General features: G+C 65.5%; 16 protein-coding genes and 4 tRNA genes. 10 read left to right on the top strand and 10 right to left on the bottom strand.

Annotated elements, in window-relative coordinates; translation table 11 throughout:
- Positions 1–21: 21 nt before the first annotated feature.
- On the top strand, positions 22–318 hold the full coding sequence (locus CZ674_RS05860; protein WP_086991588.1) for a hypothetical protein: 297 nt from the start codon (positions 22–24) through the stop codon (positions 316–318).
- A gap of 14 nt (positions 319–332) precedes the next feature.
- On the opposite strand, the gene CZ674_RS05855 is transcribed toward CZ674_RS05860, so the two are convergent.
- From CZ674_RS05855 to CZ674_RS05840, 4 genes are all read right to left on the bottom strand, one after another.
- On the bottom strand, positions 333–608 hold the full coding sequence (locus CZ674_RS05855) for a hypothetical protein (RefSeq protein WP_086991587.1): 276 nt from the start codon (positions 606–608) through the stop codon (positions 333–335).
- A 116-nt stretch (positions 609–724) separates the two neighbouring features.
- Positions 725–799, bottom strand: a tRNA-Val gene (locus CZ674_RS05850).
- 32 nt (positions 800–831) lie between these two features.
- A tRNA-Cys gene (locus tag CZ674_RS05845) sits at positions 832–902 on the bottom strand.
- A gap of 57 nt (positions 903–959) precedes the next feature.
- Positions 960–1,031: transfer RNA gene (locus CZ674_RS05840), tRNA-Gly, on the bottom strand.
- Between CZ674_RS05840 and CZ674_RS14155 the strand changes: the two genes are divergently transcribed.
- Positions 1,003–1,179 (top strand): hypothetical protein, encoded by a 177-nt coding sequence (locus CZ674_RS14155; RefSeq protein ID WP_159456914.1) that lies wholly within the window; start codon positions 1,003–1,005, stop codon positions 1,177–1,179. The two genes, CZ674_RS05840 and CZ674_RS14155, sit on opposite strands and share 29 nt — an antisense overlap.
- Before the next feature lie 10 nt (positions 1,180–1,189).
- Positions 1,190–1,262, top strand: a tRNA-Val gene (locus CZ674_RS05835).
- A 158-nt stretch (positions 1,263–1,420) separates the two neighbouring features.
- Here CZ674_RS05835 and CZ674_RS05830 read toward each other — a convergent pair.
- Complete coding sequence (locus tag CZ674_RS05830; protein ID WP_086991586.1) at positions 1,421–2,656, bottom strand: ammonium transporter; 1,236 nt, start codon at positions 2,654–2,656, stop codon at positions 1,421–1,423.
- Between the two features lie 204 nt (positions 2,657–2,860).
- Entirely contained in the window at positions 2,861–3,865 is a 1,005-nt protein-coding gene (gene zapE / locus CZ674_RS05825; protein WP_086991585.1) for a cell division protein ZapE, read from the bottom strand.
- Positions 3,866–3,891: 26 nt separating this feature from the next.
- On the opposite strand from zapE, the gene CZ674_RS05820 reads away from it, so the two are divergent.
- Positions 3,892–4,830, top strand: coding sequence for a sulfurtransferase (locus CZ674_RS05820; RefSeq protein ID WP_086991584.1), 939 nt, complete (start codon positions 3,892–3,894; stop codon positions 4,828–4,830).
- Positions 4,827–5,249 (top strand): SufE family protein, encoded by a 423-nt coding sequence (locus tag CZ674_RS05815; protein ID WP_086991583.1) that lies wholly within the window; start codon positions 4,827–4,829, stop codon positions 5,247–5,249. Before CZ674_RS05820 ends, CZ674_RS05815 begins: the two co-directional genes overlap by 4 nt.
- 4 nt (positions 5,250–5,253) lie before the next feature.
- On the opposite strand, the gene CZ674_RS05810 is transcribed toward CZ674_RS05815, so the two are convergent.
- Positions 5,254–6,411, bottom strand: coding sequence for an alpha/beta hydrolase (locus tag CZ674_RS05810; RefSeq protein ID WP_234988457.1), 1,158 nt, complete (start codon positions 6,409–6,411; stop codon positions 5,254–5,256).
- A 22-nt stretch (positions 6,412–6,433) separates the two neighbouring features.
- Here CZ674_RS05810 and CZ674_RS05805 point away from each other — a divergent pair, with 22 nt between their 5' ends.
- The 5 genes from CZ674_RS05805 to CZ674_RS05785 all read left to right on the top strand — a co-directional run bounded on the left by CZ674_RS05805 (position 6,434) and on the right by CZ674_RS05785 (position 13,134).
- Positions 6,434–6,997, top strand: coding sequence for a DUF3000 domain-containing protein (locus tag CZ674_RS05805; RefSeq protein WP_234988456.1), 564 nt, complete (start codon positions 6,434–6,436; stop codon positions 6,995–6,997).
- Complete coding sequence (locus CZ674_RS05800) at positions 6,994–8,238, top strand: HRDC domain-containing protein (protein ID WP_086991580.1); 1,245 nt, start codon at positions 6,994–6,996, stop codon at positions 8,236–8,238. The genes CZ674_RS05805 and CZ674_RS05800 overlap by 4 nt, the downstream gene beginning before the upstream one ends.
- Before the next feature lie 71 nt (positions 8,239–8,309).
- On the top strand, positions 8,310–9,509 hold the full coding sequence (locus CZ674_RS05795; protein WP_086991579.1) for a thiolase family protein: 1,200 nt from the start codon (positions 8,310–8,312) through the stop codon (positions 9,507–9,509).
- A gap of 38 nt (positions 9,510–9,547) precedes the next feature.
- The gene (locus CZ674_RS05790; RefSeq protein WP_086991786.1) at positions 9,548–11,650 is read left to right on the top strand and encodes a 3-hydroxyacyl-CoA dehydrogenase NAD-binding domain-containing protein; all 2,103 of its coding nucleotides are present in this window, start codon (positions 9,548–9,550) and stop codon (positions 11,648–11,650) included.
- Complete coding sequence (locus tag CZ674_RS05785) at positions 11,650–13,134, top strand: DUF7059 domain-containing protein (RefSeq protein ID WP_159456913.1); 1,485 nt, start codon at positions 11,650–11,652, stop codon at positions 13,132–13,134. The genes CZ674_RS05790 and CZ674_RS05785 overlap by 1 nt, the downstream gene beginning before the upstream one ends.
- Here the strand turns inward: CZ674_RS05785 and CZ674_RS05780 are convergent.
- Genes CZ674_RS05780 through CZ674_RS05770 form a run of 3 tightly spaced genes read right to left on the bottom strand, consistent with a single transcriptional unit; the run spans position 13,131 to position 18,698 of the window.
- The gene (locus CZ674_RS05780) at positions 13,131–13,949 is read right to left on the bottom strand and encodes an ADP-dependent NAD(P)H-hydrate dehydratase (RefSeq protein WP_234988455.1); all 819 of its coding nucleotides are present in this window, start codon (positions 13,947–13,949) and stop codon (positions 13,131–13,133) included. The two genes, CZ674_RS05785 and CZ674_RS05780, sit on opposite strands and share 4 nt — an antisense overlap.
- A gap of 5 nt (positions 13,950–13,954) precedes the next feature.
- Positions 13,955–15,862, bottom strand: a complete 1,908-nt coding sequence (gene dxs / locus CZ674_RS05775; protein ID WP_086991576.1) for a 1-deoxy-D-xylulose-5-phosphate synthase — start codon at positions 15,860–15,862, stop codon at positions 13,955–13,957.
- 7 nt (positions 15,863–15,869) lie between these two features.
- Entirely contained in the window at positions 15,870–18,698 is a 2,829-nt protein-coding gene (locus CZ674_RS05770; RefSeq protein ID WP_086991575.1) for an aconitate hydratase, read from the bottom strand.
- Between the last annotated feature and the right edge of the window lie 59 nt (positions 18,699–18,757).

Below are 18,757 nucleotides of genomic sequence, written 5' to 3'. Positions count from 1 at the left end.
TCGGGGCCGTAGAGTCGGGGCATGACCGCACACGCATTCGCCAAGCCGTCCGACGGCCGTCTCGCCGAGCTCTTCGACGAACACCTGCAGGCTGGCGACGAGATTCGCTACAGCGACGAGCGCCAGCTGGTCGTGTGGAGTCGCGGCAGAATCGGCGTGTGGGGATGGATCGGCCTTGTGGCGCTCGGGCTCGTGACTGCGTTCATCGTGCCCGCCATCATCCTGATCGTTCTGCTGGTGCAGCGACGGGGTCGGCTGACGACATACTCGCTCGGCAGAGACGGCAAGCTCAAGACGCACTCCCGCAGCACGCGGTGACGGACGTCGCCCGGCTACGCCTGAAATAGCTCCTGCGCTGCAAGCCAGTCGCGGAATTCCTGACCGGGCTGGAGAATCGGGTTCTCGCTCTCGGGTGATTCGTAGGCCGCGACAGTCCAGCCGCCCGCTTCGTAGAGCTCTCTGCCTTCCTCAACGGTGAGAGGCAGCGAGGCGCTGAGGAGCTTCTCCTGCAGTGCAGAGCTCAGGCTCTCAAAAGCGTGGCGATACTCCTGCTCGTAGTTCTTCGCCCAGTTGTTCCAGAAGCCGTTCCGTGTTCGATACTGACTCATGACTGCACGCTATTCCAGACGAAGTGCGAACTCCAGGTGCGAGGTGAATCGTAATCAGACTGTGCTCATCTGCGGTGCAGCATGAAGAAAGCCCCGGATGAGCCGGGGCTTTCTGTTGGTGCGCGATACTGGGATCGAACCAGTGACCTCTTCCGTGTCAGGGAAGCGCGCTACCGCTGCGCCAATCGCGCCCGTAAGGGCATCTTCAATTTTCGGTCAGACGAGGTGGAGACGGGATTCGAACCCGCGTAGACGGCTTTGCAGGCCGCTGCCTAACCACTCGGCCACCCCACCTTGGTGGCACCGCGGCCCCTCTTGGGGAAAGGCCGGGTGGCCATGAGATTACTCTCGAGCGGATGACGAGATTCGAACTCGCGACCCTCACCTTGGCAAGGTGATGCGCTACCACTGCGCCACATCCGCCGGGCTCATCACTGAGCACTTGGAATACATTAGCCCCTCCGGCACCGGTGTGCAAATCGACCTCTCGGTGATTCATGCGATCGGCGGAATGTCGGTACCTGACGCCTTTGCGCGTGTCATCAGCTTCGGAATTGTGTGGCATTATTGATAGGTCCCAAGGGCGATTGGCGCAGCTGGTAGCGCGCTTCCTTCACACGGAAGAGGTCGTGGGTTCGAGTCCCGCATCGCCCACAGAGAAGAGCCCCTGGAGATCCAGGGGCTCTTGCGTGTCTCTGCCGTTGTTGACGTGCCAGTTGCTGCGCGCACCAGTGCCGCTGTCCGCGGGCCTCTGAGTGGCAGCGAGGCGCGGACATCTGCAATCTGCGCCTCGCTGCCGTGCACTGACCCTGCTACGAGCCCGAGTTCTCCAGCGAGTAGTCATACGCGCGCTCGCCGTGCACCACTTGGTCTATGCCCGCCTGCTCCTCAGTGGAATCCAGTCTGAATCCGACCGTCTTCTGGATGACGAATCCGATCACCCAGGCGACAGCAAAGGCATACGCGACAACGCCGGCGGTCGAGACGAGCTGCAAGATGAGCTGGTTGAGTCCTCCCCCGTAGAAGAGTCCGGAGTCGACTGCCAAGAAGCCCAGATACACGGTTCCGATGAAGCCACCGACGAGGTGGATGCCGACCACGTCGAGCGAGTCATCGAACTTCCATCGGTACTTCAGCTCGATAGCCATCGCGCAGGCAGCGCCCGCCAGCAGGCCGAGCAGCAGGCTCGCCAGCGGCGTGAGATCGGCGCATGCGGGTGTGATGGCCACAAGTCCGGCCACGGCACCGGAGGCGGCTCCTACCGCTGTCGGCTTGCCGTCCTTGACCTTCTCGACGATGAGCCAGGCGCAGATCGCCGCAGCCGTGCATCCGATCGTGTTCACGGCGATGAGTCCGGCGCCAGCCATGTCGTTGGTCCACTCAGCGCCGACGTTGAAGCCGAACCAGCCGAACCAGAGCACAGCGGCGCCCAGCAGCACGAAGGGCACGTTGTGCGGTCGGTGCGAGCCCTTCGCGAATCCCACGCGTCGGCCGAGCACGAATGTCAATGCCAGAGCGGCTGCTCCCGCATTCATGTGCACAGCCAGGCCGCCCGCGTAGTCGATGACCTCTTCCTCGAAACCGAGCAGAGAGCCAAGCGATGCAACCCATCCGCCGCCCCAGACCCACGCAGCGATGGGAAAGTAGCCGATGGTCGCGAACGCGGCGACGAACAACATCCACGACCCGAACTTCGCGCGGTCGGCGATGGCACCTGAGATGAGGGCCACGGTGATGATCGCGAATGTCGACCCGTAGGCGACCCCCACGAGATCGGCGTTGGCCGTCGCGCCTGCTGCAGTCGCAGCAAGGCCGAGATCGTCCAGCGGGTTGCCTGCGAATGCGAACGGACTGTCAGCACTCGACATGCTGTAGCCGTAGAGGATCCAGAGCACGGCGACGAGGCCGATCGTGCCGAACGACATCATCATCATGCTGACGACGCTCTTGGCCCTGACGAGGCCTCCGTAGAAGAAGGCGAGGCCCGGCGTCATGAACAGCACGAGAGCTGTTGCAGTGATGCCGAACGCGAGGTTTCCTGATTCCATGAGTGACTCCTGACTCGGAAAGGGATGATCCGAGCACCCGCAGCCGCTGACCAGCTGTACGGAGCACTCTCGCGGGCGTCCCATTCAACTGGGCGCACCGCGATGTGTCGGTGCTACAAGCGTAGAGCGGACAACAAAATTGCAGAAGTCTGTCGCGGTTGCAGTTTCATAACGCTTAACGCGATGAAACTGCGTCGAGCGTGATCAGAACTGGCCGGCGGTGAGTGCGTTCAGGCGCGACACGGCACGAAGGTACTTCTTGCGGTAGCCGCCGCCGAGCATCTCGTCGCCGAAGACATCGTCGAGTGCGGTTCCGGATGCCCAGATGCGAATCTGTGCGTCGTACAGACGGTCGACGAGCGCAACGAAGCGCAGCGCCTCGTTCTCGTCGGCAAGCGGCCTCGCGTCACGGATGACTGCACCGTCGATGCCGCGCACCAGGTCGACATAGCGTGAGGGGTGTACGGTCGCGAGGTGCTTCACGATGCCGTCGAAGGTGTCCACCGAGATCGTGCCGGGCTCTTCTGCGATGACGCGCTCGATCTCTGCGTCATCGGCGACCACTGCATGTCCGTCGATGTCGCGCTGGCGGTAGTCGTGGCCGTCGATGCGCATGATGTCGAACGTGTCGGAGATCGCCTGGATTTCGCGCAGGAAGTCCTTGGCCGCGAAGCGCCCCTCGCCGAGTGCGTTCGGTGGCGTGTTCGATGTGGCGGCGATCTTCGTGCCGGATGCGACCAGCTCGCCCAGCAGCCGCGTCATCACCATGGTGTCGCCCGGATCATCGAGTTCGAACTCGTCGATGGCAACCAGTGACGCACCGCTCAGGGCCTGCACTGCCTCGCGGTAGCCGAGGGCTCCGACCAGCGCGGTGTATTCGATGAAGGTGCCGAAGTGGCGACGACCGCTGACCGCCTTCCAGAGCGAGGCGAGCAGGTGCGTCTTGCCGACGCCGAATCCGCCGTCGAGATAGATGCCCGCCTTCACCTTGGGCGTGCGGCGAAAGAGCTTGCGGCCGCGGCCCTCCCACGCGTCGACTGTGGCACGCATGGTGTCGACAGCCGCCTGCTGTGAAGGGAACTCAGGGTCGGTTCGATACGAGTCGAAAGTCGCCGTCTTGAACTGCCGTGGCGGAACGAGCTGCTTGACGAGCTCTGAAGCCGGGGTGCGCGGATCGCGCTCGGCAATGGACGTGCGGGGATCAGTCATAGAGTGCTTCTCGCGATGCTGGAACAATGGCAACCGAGTCTCGGTTGGCTCTATCGAGAATAGCGAGTCTGAAGGAGAACAGCGTGTCAGAAGAGAAGTTCGCAGAATATGCCAGTCCCGACCGCCTGGTGAGCACCGCCTGGGTTGCCGATCACATCGGCGATCCCGATGTCGTCATCGTCGAGTCTGACGAAGACGTGCTGCTCTACGAGACCGGGCACATCCCATCCGCAGTGAAGGTCGACTGGCACACCGAGCTGAACGACCCTGTGATGCGCGACTACCTCTCTGCAGAAGACTTTTCGGCGCTGCTGAGCAAGAAGGGCATCGACGAGACCAAGACGATCGTCTTCTACGGCGACAAGTCGAACTGGTGGGCCGCGTACGCGCTGTGGGTGTTCGCGCTCTACGGCTACGACAACACGAAGCTCATGGACGGGGGCCGCGACAAGTGGACCGCCGAAGGCCGCGAGCTGACTCGTGAGGTCGCCGCGCGCCCCGCTACACAGCCGCAGGTCGCCGAGCGTGACGACACGACACTCCGCGCGTTCCGCGACGATGTGCTCGCCAACCTCGGCAAGCCGCTCGTCGACGTGCGCAGCCCCGAAGAGTACAGCGGTGAGCGCACGACAGCGCCCGCATACCCAGAAGAGGGCGCCCTGCGTGCTGGCCACATTCCCACCGCCACGAGTGTGCCGTGGGGCAAGGCAGCCAACGAGGACGGCACCTTCAAGTCGCGTGCCGAGCTCGAGACGATCTACGCGGATACGGGTGTCACCCAGGGCGAGGACGTCATCGCGTACTGCCGCATCGGGGAGCGCTCGAGCCACACCTGGTTCGTGCTCAAGCACCTGCTCGGTCACGACAATGTGCGCAACTACGACGGCTCCTGGACGGAGTGGGGCTCGCTCGTGGGTGTTCCGATCACCGTCGGAACCGAGCCCGGAACGGCCCCCGCTCGATGAGCATGCCGAAGGAGCTCGCGGCGATCGTCGACGACTTCACCGCGATTCCGGAGTCCGAGCGGCTGAACCTGCTGCTCGAGTTCTCTGAGAATCTGCCGGAGCTGCCGACACGGCTCGCCGAGCACCCCGAACTGCTCGAGCCCGTGGTCGAGTGCCAGTCGCCGATCTCGATCATCGTCGAGGTCGAAGACGGTGCGGCGAGCATCTTCGCGTCGGCTCCCCCGGAGGCGCCCACGACTCGTGGCTTTGCGTCGATTCTCATCCACGGTCTGAGCGGAGAGCCTGCCCAGACTGTGCTCGAGGTGCCGATCGACTTTCCGCAGTCACTGGGGCTCAGCCGAATCGTCTCGCCGCTGCGGCTGCGCGGCATGACGGGCATGCTCGGACGCATCCAGCGTCAGACGCGTGAGCAGGTCTGAGGCCTCAGCCCGAAGTGCCGAACCCGTTGTCGGCGATCCAGCTCGACAGCTGCTCGCGGTAGCGCTCTTCGTCCCAGTTCCAGAGTTTCGTGTGCCGTGCGCCGGTCCACTCGTGATACCTCACGATGTCGGGCCGCGCCGCAGCGAACTCTCTTGAGGCATCGGGAGGCACGAAGCCGTCATCGGCAGAGTGCAGCAGCAGGATGGGCAGCGAGTACGCGCCCGCGTGGCGCACGGAGTCGAGGTCGCTGAAGCTGAGCTTCTGGCCGCCGGCGAGCTGTGCCACGGGCGACTCGAGCATGCGCGTGGCGGTGTGCACGAGGGCCGCAGGCAGCCCCGCCGCGTTCGTCTGCTCGCGCAGCGTCGGCTCCCAGCCGACCACCGGCGAGTCGAGCGCGAGGCCGATGATGTGACGGCGGAAGCGCGAGCGGCGGACGAGCTGCAGCGAGATGGCTCCGCCCATCGACCAGCCCATGACCACGACGCGCTTCGCTCCGCGCGCGAGAGCGAACTCAATCGCCGAGTCGACGTCTCGCCACTCGTCGAGACCGAGACGATAGCGACCGTCACCGCTTCGCGGGGCCTCGCCGTCGTTTCGATACGAGATGCACATGACCGGCATGCCGGCGTCTGCATAGGGCTGCACCGCGCGAACTGTCTCGCGGCGGGTGACGCCTCGCCCGTGCACCTGGATGCACCAGGTGTCGTTGTTCTGGGTGCCGAAGATCCAGGCGGGAGCAGGACCGAGCTCGGTCTCGACCACGGCGTGCTCGAACGGATAGTCGAGGTCGCGCGGACGGTAGAGGAAGTATCCCGAGAACCGTGCTGTCTTGCGCCCCATGATGCGCAGACGGGCTCTGCTGGAGAGCCGGCGCGTGACGGTCGACGCGGTGCTGTCGACGATCTCGCCGATGCGCACGAGACGGTCGCCGACCCACAGCGCGTATCGGCCGGGCAGCTCGGTGTCGAGCGTTCGATTGAGGGTCACGGTCTTCTCGTCGAGCGAGAGAATCTTGACGTCGTCGCGCTTGCGCTTCGGGGGCGTCACCAGCAGGTGGGCGAGCACTGCCGATAGCACCGTGGTGCCGACTGCAGCCAGAGACACTGCTCCTGCAAGGGCGGTGAGTCCGCCGCGTGCGGCGCGCCTTGCTCGTGACTGCACGTCGCCACCTTACCCTCTTCACGTGGACAACAGCCAGGACAGTTCTGCCGAGGCTCCTCAGCGCTTTCTGCAGGCGGTCGAGGACCTCCGCCAGACCGACCTGCGCGACGAGCTGCACATCCGTGAGATCGCTCCCCCGAACGGGATCGCACCCTACGCCTTCGCCGTCGCTGCCGACATAGGCGAGCCTCCCGAGGGCCGCGACTCCGAGCTCGGCACGGGCCGCTTCATCATGATGCACGACCCAGAAGAGCCCGAGGCGTGGGGCGGCGCATTCCGCGTCGTCAGCTTCACGCAGGCGCGCCAGGATCCCGAGATCGCCGCCGACCCGTTCCTCGCGGCGGTCACCTGGTCATGGCTCGTCGACGCCCTCGCCGGCCGAGGCGCGTCCTACCACTCCCCTTCGGGCACCGCCACGAAAGTCATCTCGCACGGCTTCGGCGAGCTCGAGCAGCACGGCGAAGGCGCCCAGATCGAGCTTCGCGCCTCATGGTCGCCCTCTGACGATGCGCTCGGCGCTCACCTCGCTGCCTGGTCAGACCTCCTCTGCGCCCTGGCGGGTGTCTCCGACGAGGGCAGGTCATGACCGAAGATCTCCCGCTCGCGACCGCGGCCGGCCCACTCGACCTCATCGACTCGCAGCGCGGACTCGAGCAGGCCGCGGCTGAGCTCGCGGCAGGCCACGACGCAGTGGCTGTCGACGTCGAACGGGCGAACGGCTTTCGCTACAGCTCGCGGGCCTATCTGGTGCAGCTGTTCAGGCGAGGTGCTGGCACATTCCTGATCGACCCCGTCAGCATCGACTCCTTCGAGCCGCTGCAGCAGGCCATCGGCGATGTCGAATGGGTGCTGCACGCTGCCAGCCAAGATCTTCCCTCACTGCGAGAGCTCGGGCTCGAGCCCGCGAGACTGTTTGACACCGAGCTCGGATCACGGCTCGCCGGCTTCGAGAGGGTCGGCCTCCAGGCCGTCGTCGAGCGCACTGTCGGGCTGCACCTGAAGAAGGAGCACTCGAACAGCGACTGGTCGAAGCGACCGCTTCCAGAGGCGTGGCTCGAGTACGCGGCCCTTGATGTCGAGCTGCTCGTCGACGCCCGCGAAGGCGTGGCGAGCTCCCTCAGCGAGCAGGGCAAGCTCTCGTTCGCGCAGCAGGAGTTCGACTACGAGCTGCGGCGGCAGCCCAAGCCGACTCCCGCCGAGCCCTGGCGACGCCTCAACGGCATCAACCGCATCAAGAGCCGGCGACAGCTGGCGATCGCCCGCGAGTTCTGGCTGTCGCGCGATGCGTATGCACAGGAGATCGACTCGGCTCCCGGAAAGCTGGTTCCGGATGCGGCGCTCACGGCGGTCGCGCTGGCCGAGCCGAAGTCCAAGGGCAGGCTTGCATCGCTCAAGGAGTTCCACGGCCGCGCGTCACGGTCGCAGATCGACCGGTGGTGGGCGGCTGTCGAAGCCGGACTGCAGTCGGAGCAGCTGCCGCAGCTCAGGCTCAAGCACGATGGCCCGCCTCCCCCGCGATTCTGGGAGCAGAAGCGCCCGGCTGCCGCAGCAAGGCTCAAGGCTGCGCGCGCAACAGTGCTCGAGCTGGCTGAGGAGTGGCAGATGCCACAGGAGAACCTGCTGACTCCCGACGCCCTTCGCCGCACCATCTGGGATGCGCCGGACGGATCGGCGATCGACGTCGCCGCCGAGCTCGCGGCCCGAGATGCGAGAAGCTGGCAGATCGAGATCACCGCCGATTCGATTGCCGAAACCATCGCAGTTGCCGACGCCGAAGTTGTGGGTTCCGTGCAATCGTCAGACGACTCAGCCGAGCCGAAGTCGTAGTAACGGCAAAACAGGTGCGGCAATGCTGAACGCTTCCTAGACTCGGGGTGTAACCCATCCACTCAGGAGGCATTGTGGCCATTGATGACGTCGTCTTCGTAGACGGCGTCCGCACACCATTCGGTCGTGCGGGCGAAAAGGGAATCTACTGGAAGACTCGCGCTGACGACCTCGCGGTCAAGGCGCTGCAGGGGCTGCTCGAACGCAACCCGCAGCTCCCCCAGGATCAGATCGACGAAGTCGCTGTCGCGGCCACGACGCAGACCGGTGACCAGGGTCTGACGCTCGGCCGCACGGTCGGCATCCTCGCCGGGCTTCCGATCACCACGCCGGGCTACGCGATCGAGCGCATGTGCGCCGGCGCGATGACTGCCGTGACGACTGTTGCCGGCGGCGTGGCGATGGGCGCATACGACTTCGCCATTGCAGGCGGCGTCGAGCACATGGGCCATCACCCCATGGGTGAGGGCTCCGACCCGAACCCGCGCTTCCTCGCGGAGCGCATGGTCGACGGCGACGCCCTCATCATGGGCAAGACGGCAGAGAAGCTGCATGACCGCTTCCCGCAGCTGACCAAGGAGCGTTCAGACACGTTCGCCCTCCGGTCGCAGCAGAAGTACGCCGAGGCCCTGACTCGCGGCGACATCCAGGCTGACCTCATCCCGGTCTCTGCGTACTCCGACGAAGGCTGGCGTCTGGCGACAGCCGACGAGGCACCTCGCCCCGAGACCACCCTCGAGGGTCTTGCAGGCCTCAAGACGCCCTTCCGTCCCCACGGTCGCGTCACGGCCGGCAACGCCTCTGGCCTCAACGACGGTGCGACCATGTCGATCATCGCCAGCGGCAAGGCAGCCAAGCAGCACGGACTCAAGCCGCGCATGCGCATGGTCTCGTTCGCCTTCGCAGGCGTCGAGCCGGATGTCATGGGCATCGGCCCGATCCCGAGCACCGAGAAGGCGCTCAGGAAGGCTGGCCTCAGCATCGACGACATCGGCCTGTTCGAGCTGAACGAGGCATTCGCAGTGCAGGTGCTCTCGTTCACCGACCACTTTGGCATCAGCGACGACGACCCCCGCGTCAACCCCTGGGGCGGCGCCATCGCGACCGGTCACCCGCTCGCATCCAGCGGAGTCCGCCTCATGCTGCAGCTCGCGCGTCAGTTCGAGCAGCGTCCCGACGTCCGCTACGGCGTGACTGCAATGTGCGTCGGCCTCGGCCAGGGCGGCAGCGTCATCTGGGAGAACCCGAACTTCAAAGGAAAGAGGAAGTAGCCGTGGGCATCCGTGAAGAGTTCGCCGACCTGGCGAACATGAAGACCGACGAGGTCATCACCCACTCGTACGTGACCGACGCCACGATGCCCTCCGGCAAGACGATCGCGCTCATCACACTCGACAACAACCGCGATCACAAGCGTCCGAACACACTCGGACCGCTCACTCTGATCGAGTTCGGCGAGGCGCTCGAGGCACAGCGCAAGCGTGCAGCGGCGAAAGAGATCGACGGCATCGCCGTCACCGGCAAGCCGTTCTTCCTGGCGGCAGGCGCAGACCTCTCGCAGGTGCAGGACCTCCCGAACCGTGCGACCGCAGCGCTGCTGCCGAAGCTCGGCCACCGGGTGTACTCGCTGATGCACGACGCCGGTGTTCCGACGTTCGTGTTCATCAACGGCCTCACCCTCGGCGGCGGCCTCGAGATCGCTCTGAACGCGAACTACCGCACGGTCAATGAAGGCGCGCCTCGCGCAATCGGCCTGCCCGAGGTCAGCCTCGGGCTGGTTCCCGGATGGGGCGGGGCGACGCTGCTGCCGAACCTCATCGGCATCGAGAACGCCCTCAAGGTCATCATCGAGAACCCGCTCAAGCAGCGCATGCTCGACGCCAAGCAGGTGCACGAGCTCGGCATCGCCGACGCGATCTTCCCGTCGGCGACGTTCCTCGAGCGCTCCTTCCTCTGGGCAGACTCGGTGCTGACCGGCAAGACCAAGGTCGAGCGCAAGAAGATCGGCCTCGTCGAGAAGGCGAAGTGGGATGTGGCAGTCGGCATCGCCCGCAAGAGCCTCGAGTCGAAGCTCGGCACTGTGCCCCTGGCTCCGTACCGCGCACTCGACATCATCAAGGAGGTCAAGAAGGGCGACATCGCTGCCGGATTCGCGATGGAGGACGAAGCGCTTGCCGACCTCATCGTCTCTGACCAGTTCCACGCTTCGATCTACGCCTTCAACCTCGTGCAGAAGCGCGCCAAGCGTCCGGCCGGAGCCCCTGACAAGGAGCTCGCAAAGCCCGTTCGCAAGGTCGGCATCGTCGGCGCAGGCCTCATGGCCAGCCAGTTCGCGCTGCTGTTCCTTCGTCGCCTGCAGGTGCCGGTCGTCATCACCGACCTTGACCAGGGTCGCGTCGACAAGGCGATCGAGGGCATCCACGGCGAGATCGACAAGCTGCAGGGCAAGGGCCGGGTTGACGCCGACACCGCCAACCGCCTCAAGGGCCTGCTCAGCGGCACGGTCGACAAGAGCGACTTCGCTGACTGCGACTGGGTGATCGAGGCGGTGTTCGAAGAGCTCACGCTCAAGCAGGACATCTTCGCCGAGATCGAGGAGCACGTCAGCGACGAGGCGGTCCTCGCGACCAACACGTCGTCGCTGTCGGTCGAGCAGATCGGCGCGAAGCTCAAGCACCCCGAGCGCGTCGTCGGATTCCACTTCTTCAACCCCGTTGCTGTCATGCCGCTCGTGGAGGTCGTCAAGACCCCCCACACGGATGACGCAACGCTGTCGACCGCCATGGTCACGGCGAAGAACCTGAAGAAGAACGCAGTCATCACTCGCGACACGCCTGGCTTTGTCGTCAACCGAGTGCTGGCCAAGCTGCTCGGAACCGCGATGCACGCAGTCGAGCAGGGAACACCCTTCGAAGATGTTGTCGAGGCTGCCCGCCCGCTCGGTCTTCCGATGGACCCGTTCGTGCTGCTCGACCTCGTCGGGCTCCGCGTCGGTGCACACGTGCTCGACACGCACCACGCAGCGTTCCCCGAGCGCTTCCACGCGTCAGAGGCGCTCACGGCGCTTGCCGAGGAGAACGTGCTCATCGAGAAGGATTCGAAGGGCGAGCCCAAGGGCATCGACAAGCAGGCTCTGAAGATCGTCAAGAAGTTCGTTCCGAAGGATGCGACCCCCTACACGGTCGACGACCTCCGCATCGAGTTCGAAGACGGCCTTGCAGACGAGATCAAGCGCATGCTCGACGACAATGTCGTCGCTGCTGCTGAAGACATCGACCTCTGCATGATCCTGGGAGCCGCATGGCCGTTCCACGCAGGAGGTGCGACGCCGTACCTCGACCGCGTCGGCGCATCCGAGCGTGTCTTCGGCGCCACGTTCCACGACCCGCGCATCGAGGGTCCGAAGGACTGATGTCGAAGGCGCACGACGCTGCCGCCCTCTCGCGTTGCCTGGCTGATGCCGGGTACACGCGGGAGGGCGTCTCCGCGTTTCTGGGGCCGATTGCGTGGGACGCTCTGGCCCGCGTATCACCCGCACCTGCCAAAGCGATCTGCGAACGCGAGCAGGCGCATCCGCTCAGTGCTCTCGTGCGCGCATTCTGGCTCGGTCAGCCTGTCGAGGCCGACGCACTCGCCGCTGCCCTGACCCATGCAGGAGCCACAGCAGCCGAGAGCCTTGGCCTGGTGGCGACCGATGGCGAGCGTGCGACGCCGCTGGTGACGCTTCGAAGCGTCTCGGTCTCGACCGGTGCCCGAGAGCACGAGTTTCTCGTCGCCAGCGACCGCGATGAGCTCTGCGGCGTCTCTCCCCTGCCGAATCACCACGTGCTCGGGGTCGGAGGGTCGACGCGCACCCTGATCTCGCTGCTGCCCGACTCTGCATCGCGAGCGTTGGATCTCGGATGCGGATGCGGCATCGTCGCGCTGCAGCTGTCCCAGCTGGCTGACGAGGTCATCGCAACCGACATCTCTGAGCGGGCCCTCTGGTTCACAGGTCTGAGCGCAGCGCTGAATGGCATCGAGAGCATCGAGACCCGCCTTGGCTCGCTGTTCGATCCTGTGGCAGATGAGCGATTCGACCTCATCGCCTCGAACCCGCCCTTCGTCATCACGCCGCGGTCAGAAGAGGCGGCAGCATACGAGTATCGCGATGCCGGCCGCACCGGAGACGCACTCATGCTCGAGGTCGTCGAAGGCCTCAGCAGACACCTGACCCCAGGCGGACAAGCACGGATGCTCGGCAACTGGGAGGGCGACGTCGCACGCATGCAGAGCGCGGCGGTGGGCCTCAGCGGCTTCGTCATCGAGCGAGAGCGGCTCGACCCGGCCCGCTATGCCGAGCTGTGGATTCGCGATGGCGGCACACCGGTCACATCGTCCGAAGGCGAGAGCATGCTTTGGGCTTGGCTCGCCGACTTCGCCTCGCGCGGCACAGCGAGCATCGGGCTCGGCTGGGTGGTGCTGCAGGAAGGGAACGGGCCGATCGAGACAGAGGCTCTGGCACATGCAGTCGACCCCCGGTGGCTGAGCGAGCACTTCACCGCGGCTCTTGCCGCGCAGGCCGCGCTGACCAGAATCAACGACGACAGCCTGGCCGAGCTGCACCTCGTCGTCAGCTCGGACGTCGTCGAGAGTCGACACGCAAGGCCTGGTGCAGCCGGCCCGAATGTGATCGAGCTGCGCCAGGGCGGTGCGCTGCAGCGCACGCTGACCGCTGACACGGCGCTCTCTGCGTTCGTGGGGGTCTGCGACGGCGAACTGGCGGTCGGACAGATCATCCATGCCCTCGCGGCGCTGCTCGAAGTCGATGCTGAGGCGCTGCTGGCTCAGCTGCTCCCGCAGATCAGGTCAGCGATCGTGTCGGGATTCCTGCACGTCGAAGAGCCCACGGCTTAGGGCCCGTTCAGCTCAGCGGTCGCATAGGCAACGGACTCGGCGATCTCAAGGGCTGCCAGCGGCCGGTCCCCGAGTCGGGCTGCGGCTCGTGAGTGGAGCGACACTCCGGCTGCCGCAAGCTCTGCCAGCTGCTCTCTGGTGGCCAGATCGGGCGCATGCTGTGCCACGAGGCCGCCGAGGATTCCGGCGAGGACATCGCCGCTGCCTGCGGTGGCGAGGCGGTTTGTCTCTGCGGCGACGGATGTGACTGCTCCCGAAGGGGTCGCGATGTGCGTCGTCGCACCCTTCAGCACGACAACGGCTCCTGTGTTCTCGGCAGCGAAAGCCGCGTGCTCTGCTGGACTCGCCACGACATCGGCGCGCTCTGACTCGCGCCCGAGCCATCCCAGCATGCGTGCGAGCTCGCCTGCGTGCGGAGTGACGAGGCAGAGCCCCCGAACGCGCATCGCGAAGCCGAGAGCGCCCGCGTCGAGCACGACCGGCGCACCCGAGTCGGCGATGCCCACCAGAGTGTCGCGCAGCATCTCGTCTTCAGCAGGATCGTCGAGCCCGGACCCCAGGAGGTATGCATCGGCTCGGCCGAGGTCTTCTGGCGTCGACACGATGGTCTCGGGTCTGCGGCCGAGCACGAGGTCCTGGACGCGCAGCGGCGCACCGAGCCTCACGAGGCCGACTCCTGTGCGCCATGCGCCTTCGACCGCGAGTGTCGCAGCCCCGGGGTACTGCAGCGAGCCCGTGACGGCAGCGAGCACTCCCCTGCTGTACTTGTCGTCGCCAGCGTCAGGGCCTGCCAGCCACCGTGATGTCGAAGACAACGGCGTCAGCCCTCGGCTGCGGGACGTGCCATCGGGAGCCTGGTGCCCTGCAGCTGCGCGACGATGCCGGCGGCCACAGTCTCTGCGTCGAGCCCGACCTGCTGCAGGATCTCTTCGCGCTCGGCGTGGTCGAGGAACGAGTCGGGCAGGCCGAGTTCGTCGACCGGGGTGTCGACGCCGGCTGCTCGAAGATCCTGACGGACTCGTGTGCCGATGCCGCCGACACGCACTCCGTCTTCGATCGTGATGACGATGCGGCTGCTTCGTGCAGTGTCGATGATCGACGAGGCGACAGGCACGACCCAGCGCGGGTCGACAACGGTGACGCTGATCTGCTGGCCCTCGAGGATGTCAGCGACATCGAGTGCGAGACCAGCCATTGCGCCGATGCCGACGATCAGCACGTCGCTTGCGGGCTGCTCGCGAAGCACATCCACACCGTCGTCGCTGCGTCGCTGCGCCTCGATCGGCTCCGGTGTCGTGCCCTTCGGGTATCGCACCACAGTCGGTGCGTCTTCTATGGCAACCGACTCGCGCAGCAGCTCTTTTAGCTGCTCGCCGTCGCGGGGTGCCGCGATGCGGATGCCCGGCACGAACTGCAGCAGTGCGAGATCCCACATGCCGTGGTGGCTGGGGCCGTCTGGGCCCGTCACGCCGGCGCGGTCGAGCACGAAGGTGACGCCGGCCTTGTGCAGGGCGACATCCATGACGACCTGGTCGAATGCGCGGTTCATGAACGTCGAGTAGATGGCGACGACGGGGTGCAGGCCGCCGAAGGCGAGGCCAGCGGCAGTCGTGACTGCGTGCTGCTCGGCGATGCCGACGTCGTAGACCCGACCAGGATGCTTCTGCTGCATCTTGAAGAGCCCGGTCGGCCTGAGCATGGCCGCTGTGATGGCGACGACGTCGTCGCGTTCGTCAGCGATGCTGACCAGCTCATCGGCAAACGTGCCAGTCCATGACGGGCGGATGGATTCGCCAGAAGTGCTGCGGCCGGTCGAAGGGTCGATGCGTCCGACAGCATGGAACTTGTCGGCCTCGTCTTCCATGGCCGGGCGGTAGCCCTTGCCCTTCTGCGTGATCGCGTGAACGATCACGGGGGCGCCGAAGTCGCGAGCCTGCTTGAGCGCCTCTTCGAGACTCTCGATGTCGTGGCCGTCGATCGGGCCGAGGTACTTGATGTCGAGGTTCGAGTAGAGCTCGTCGGTGCCGCTGAATCGCGAGAGGAACCCATGGGTTCCGCCGCGCACGCCTCGGTAGAGCGAGCGCCCGGGCTTGCCCAGGAGATCGAAGAAGCGCTCTGACTTGCCCTTGAGTGACGTGTAGACCTGCTGGGTTCGAACGCCGTTGAGGAATCGAGCGATGCCGCCCATCGTGGGCGCGTAGGAGCGGCCGTTGTCGTTCACGACGATGACCAGACGACGTCTATTGTCATCGGAGATGTTGTTGAGGGCCTCCCACGTCATGCCGCCGGTGAGCGAGCCGTCGCCCACCATCGCCACGACGTGACGGTCATTCTGGCCCGTCGCATCGAAGGCCCGTGAGATGCCGTCGGCCCACGAGAGCGAGCTCGACGCATGCGACGACTCGACCACGTCGTGCACCGACTCCGAGCGCTGCGGGTAGCCCGCGAGGCCTCCAGCAGACCGCAGCCGACTGAAGTCCTGGCGCCCCGTGAGCAGCTTGTGCACGTACGACTGGTGCCCCGTGTCGAAGATGATCGGGTCACGAGGCGACTCGAAGACCCGGTGCAGCGCGAGCGTCAGCTCGACCACACCGAGGTTCGGGCCCAGGTGTCCTCCCGACAGCGAGACCTCGCGGATCAGGAACTGTCGTATTTCGCTGGCAAGCCCCACGAGCTCGGCCGCTGTGAGGCGGTCGAGATCGCGGGGCTCGTTGATGGATTCCAGCATTGCGTGGCTAGACCAGCGACCTCAGCACGTACTGCAGGATGCCGCCGTTGCGGTAGTAGTCAGCCTCACCGGGTGTGTCGATGCGAACGACAGCGTCGAACTCGATCGGCTCTCGGCCGGCAGCGGAGTGCTCGGTCGGCGTCGCGGTGACCTTGACGGTCTTCGGCGTGACACCCTCGTTGAGCTGCTCGATGCCCGTGATGGTGACTGCCTCAGTGCCGTCGAGTCCGAGCGACGACCACGACTGGCCTTCGGGGAACTGCAGCGGGACGACGCCCATGCCGATCAGGTTGGAGCGATGGATGCGCTCGAACGACTCGGTGATGACCGCACGGACTCCGAGGAGGTTCGTGCCCTTCGCAGCCCAGTCGCGGCTCGAGCCCGAGCCGTACTCCTTGCCGCCGAACACGACGAGCGGCGTGCCCTGCTCGCGGTAGTTCTCGGCGGCGTCGAAGATGAACGACTGGTCGCCCTCTGCTGTCGTGAAGTCACGCGTGTACCCGCCCTCGACGCCGTCGAGGAGCTGGTTCTTCAGACGGATGTTCGCGAAGGTTCCGCGAATCATGATCTCGTGGTTGCCGCGACGTGATCCGTAGGAGTTGAAGTCCTTGCGGTTGACGCCGTGCTCGTTGAGGTAGCGGCCAGCGGGGCTGTCAGCCTTGATGGCGCCTGCGGGCGAGATGTGGTCAGTCGTGACCGAGTCGCCCAGGGCAGCCAGCACGCGTGCGCCGTGGATGTCTTCGACAGGCTCGGGCTCGGTGCCCATGCCCTCGAAGTACGGAGGCTTGCGCACGTACGTCGACTCGTCGTTCCACTCGAACACTGCACCGGTCGGCGTCTCGAGGTTCTTCCAGCGGTCGTCGCCCTCGAACACGCTTGCGTACTGCTCGTCGAACATCGAGGAGTCGATGGACGAGTCGATCGTTGCCTGCACCTCTTCAGCTGAAGGCCAGATGTCCTTCAGGAAGACGTCGGCGCCATCGGGGCCCTGGCCGAGCGGCTGGGTCTCGAAGTCGAAGTCCATCGTTCCGGCGAGCGCGTATGCGATGACCAGCGGCGGCGAAGCCAGGTAGTTCATCTTGACGTCGGGGTTGATGCGGCCCTCGAAGTTGCGGTTTCCGGAGAGGACCGCGGTGACTGCGAGGTCGTTGTCGTTGATGGCAGCCGAGATCTCGTCGGTCAGAGGACCCGAGTTGCCGATGCAGGTCGTGCAGCCGTAGCCGACGAGGTAGAAGCCGAGGGCTTCGAGGCTGCCCCAGAGGCCAGCCTTCTCGTAGTAGTCGGTGACGACCTTCGAACCGGGAGCCATGGTCGTCTTGACCCAGGGCTTGGAGTTGAGGCCCAGGTCTGCCGCCTTCTTGGCGATCAGGCCGGCAGCCAGCATGACCGACGGGTTCGACGTGTTGGTGCACGAGGTGATGGCCGCGATCGTGACCGCGCCGTTGTCGAGCACGAACTTCTCGCCGTCAGCCGAAGTGACTTCGACGGGCTTCGAGAGGTGATCGGGCAGACCGGCCGTGACGCCGCTGTTGATGTGCACCTCGCGGGTGTCGTCGTCTTCGTCGCCGGGAACCGCTCCCGGGTCCGAGGCCGGGAACGAGTGCTTTGACGCCAGGTCGGCCATCTCGTTGCTCGTGCTAGGCGACGCGTAGTTCACGATGTCGCTCGAGAACTGCTCCTTGGCACGCGTCAGCTCGATGCGGTCCTGCGGGCGCTTGGGGCCTGCGATCGAGGGCACGACTGTCGAGAGGTCGAGCTCGAGGTACTCCGAGAAACGGGGCTCGACCGACGAGTCGTGCCAGAGCTTCTGCTCCTTCGAATAGGTCTCGACGAGTGCGATCTGCTCTTCGCTGCGACCCGTGAGGCGCATGTAGTCGAGCGTCACGTCGTCGATCGGGAAGATGGCAGCGGTCGAGCCGAACTCGGGCGACATGTTGCCGATCGTGGCGCGGTTTGCGAGCGGCACCGAGGCGACGCCCTCACCGTAGAACTCGACGAACTTGCCGACCACGCCGTGCTGGCGCAGCATGTCGGTGATCGTGAGGACGACGTCGGTCGCGGTCACGCCCGTGGGGATCTCGCCCGTCAGCTTGAAGCCGACGACGCGCGGGATGAGCATCGAGACCGGCTGGCCGAGCATGGCGGCCTCTGCCTCGATGCCGCCGACGCCCCATCCGAGAACACCGAGTCCGTTGACCATGGTGGTGTGCGAGTCGGTGCCGACGCAGGTGTCGGGGTATGCCGACAGCACGCCGTCGACCTCGCGCGTCATGGTGACGCGAGCAAGGTGCTCGATGTTGACCTGGTGCACGATGCCCGTGCCCGGGGGGACGACCTTGAAGTCGTCGAAGGCCGTCTGGCCCCAGCGGAGGAACTGGTAGCGCTCGCCGTTGCGCTCGTACTCGAGCTCGACGTTGCGCTCGAACGCGTCGGGCTGGCCGAACAGGTCGGCGATCACCGAGTGGTCGATGACGAGCTCAGCCGGAGCGAGCGGGTTGATCTTGGTGGGGTCGCCGCCGAGCTCGCCGACTGCCTCGCGCATGGTGGCGAGGTCGACGATGCAGGGCACACCCGTGAAGTCCTGCATGATGACACGGCCAGGGGTGAACTGGATCTCGGTGTCGGGGTCTGATTCGGGCTTCCACGCGCCAAGGGCAGCGATCTGCTCCTTGGTGACGTTCTTGCCGTCTTCTGTGCGCAGCAGGTTCTCGAGCAGCACCTTGAGGCTGAACGGGAGGGTCTCGTGACCCTCGACCTGGTCGATGCGCCAGACACGGTATTCGGTGTCTGCCGCCTTGATGGTGCTCTCTGCACCGAAGCTGTTGATCGTAGACAAGGGGAACTCCTTCGCGGTCATCGAAGCGTGCAGCCAGTCTACTTGCTGCAACTGTCGGG

Origin of the sequence: Agrococcus casei LMG 22410 (assembly GCF_900163565.1) — a bacterium.
GTDB lineage: Bacteria > Actinomycetota > Actinomycetes > Actinomycetales > Microbacteriaceae > Agrococcus > Agrococcus casei.
Note: the sequence above shows the minus strand (reverse complement) of the source record. Positions and strands in the feature narration are given on the sequence as shown.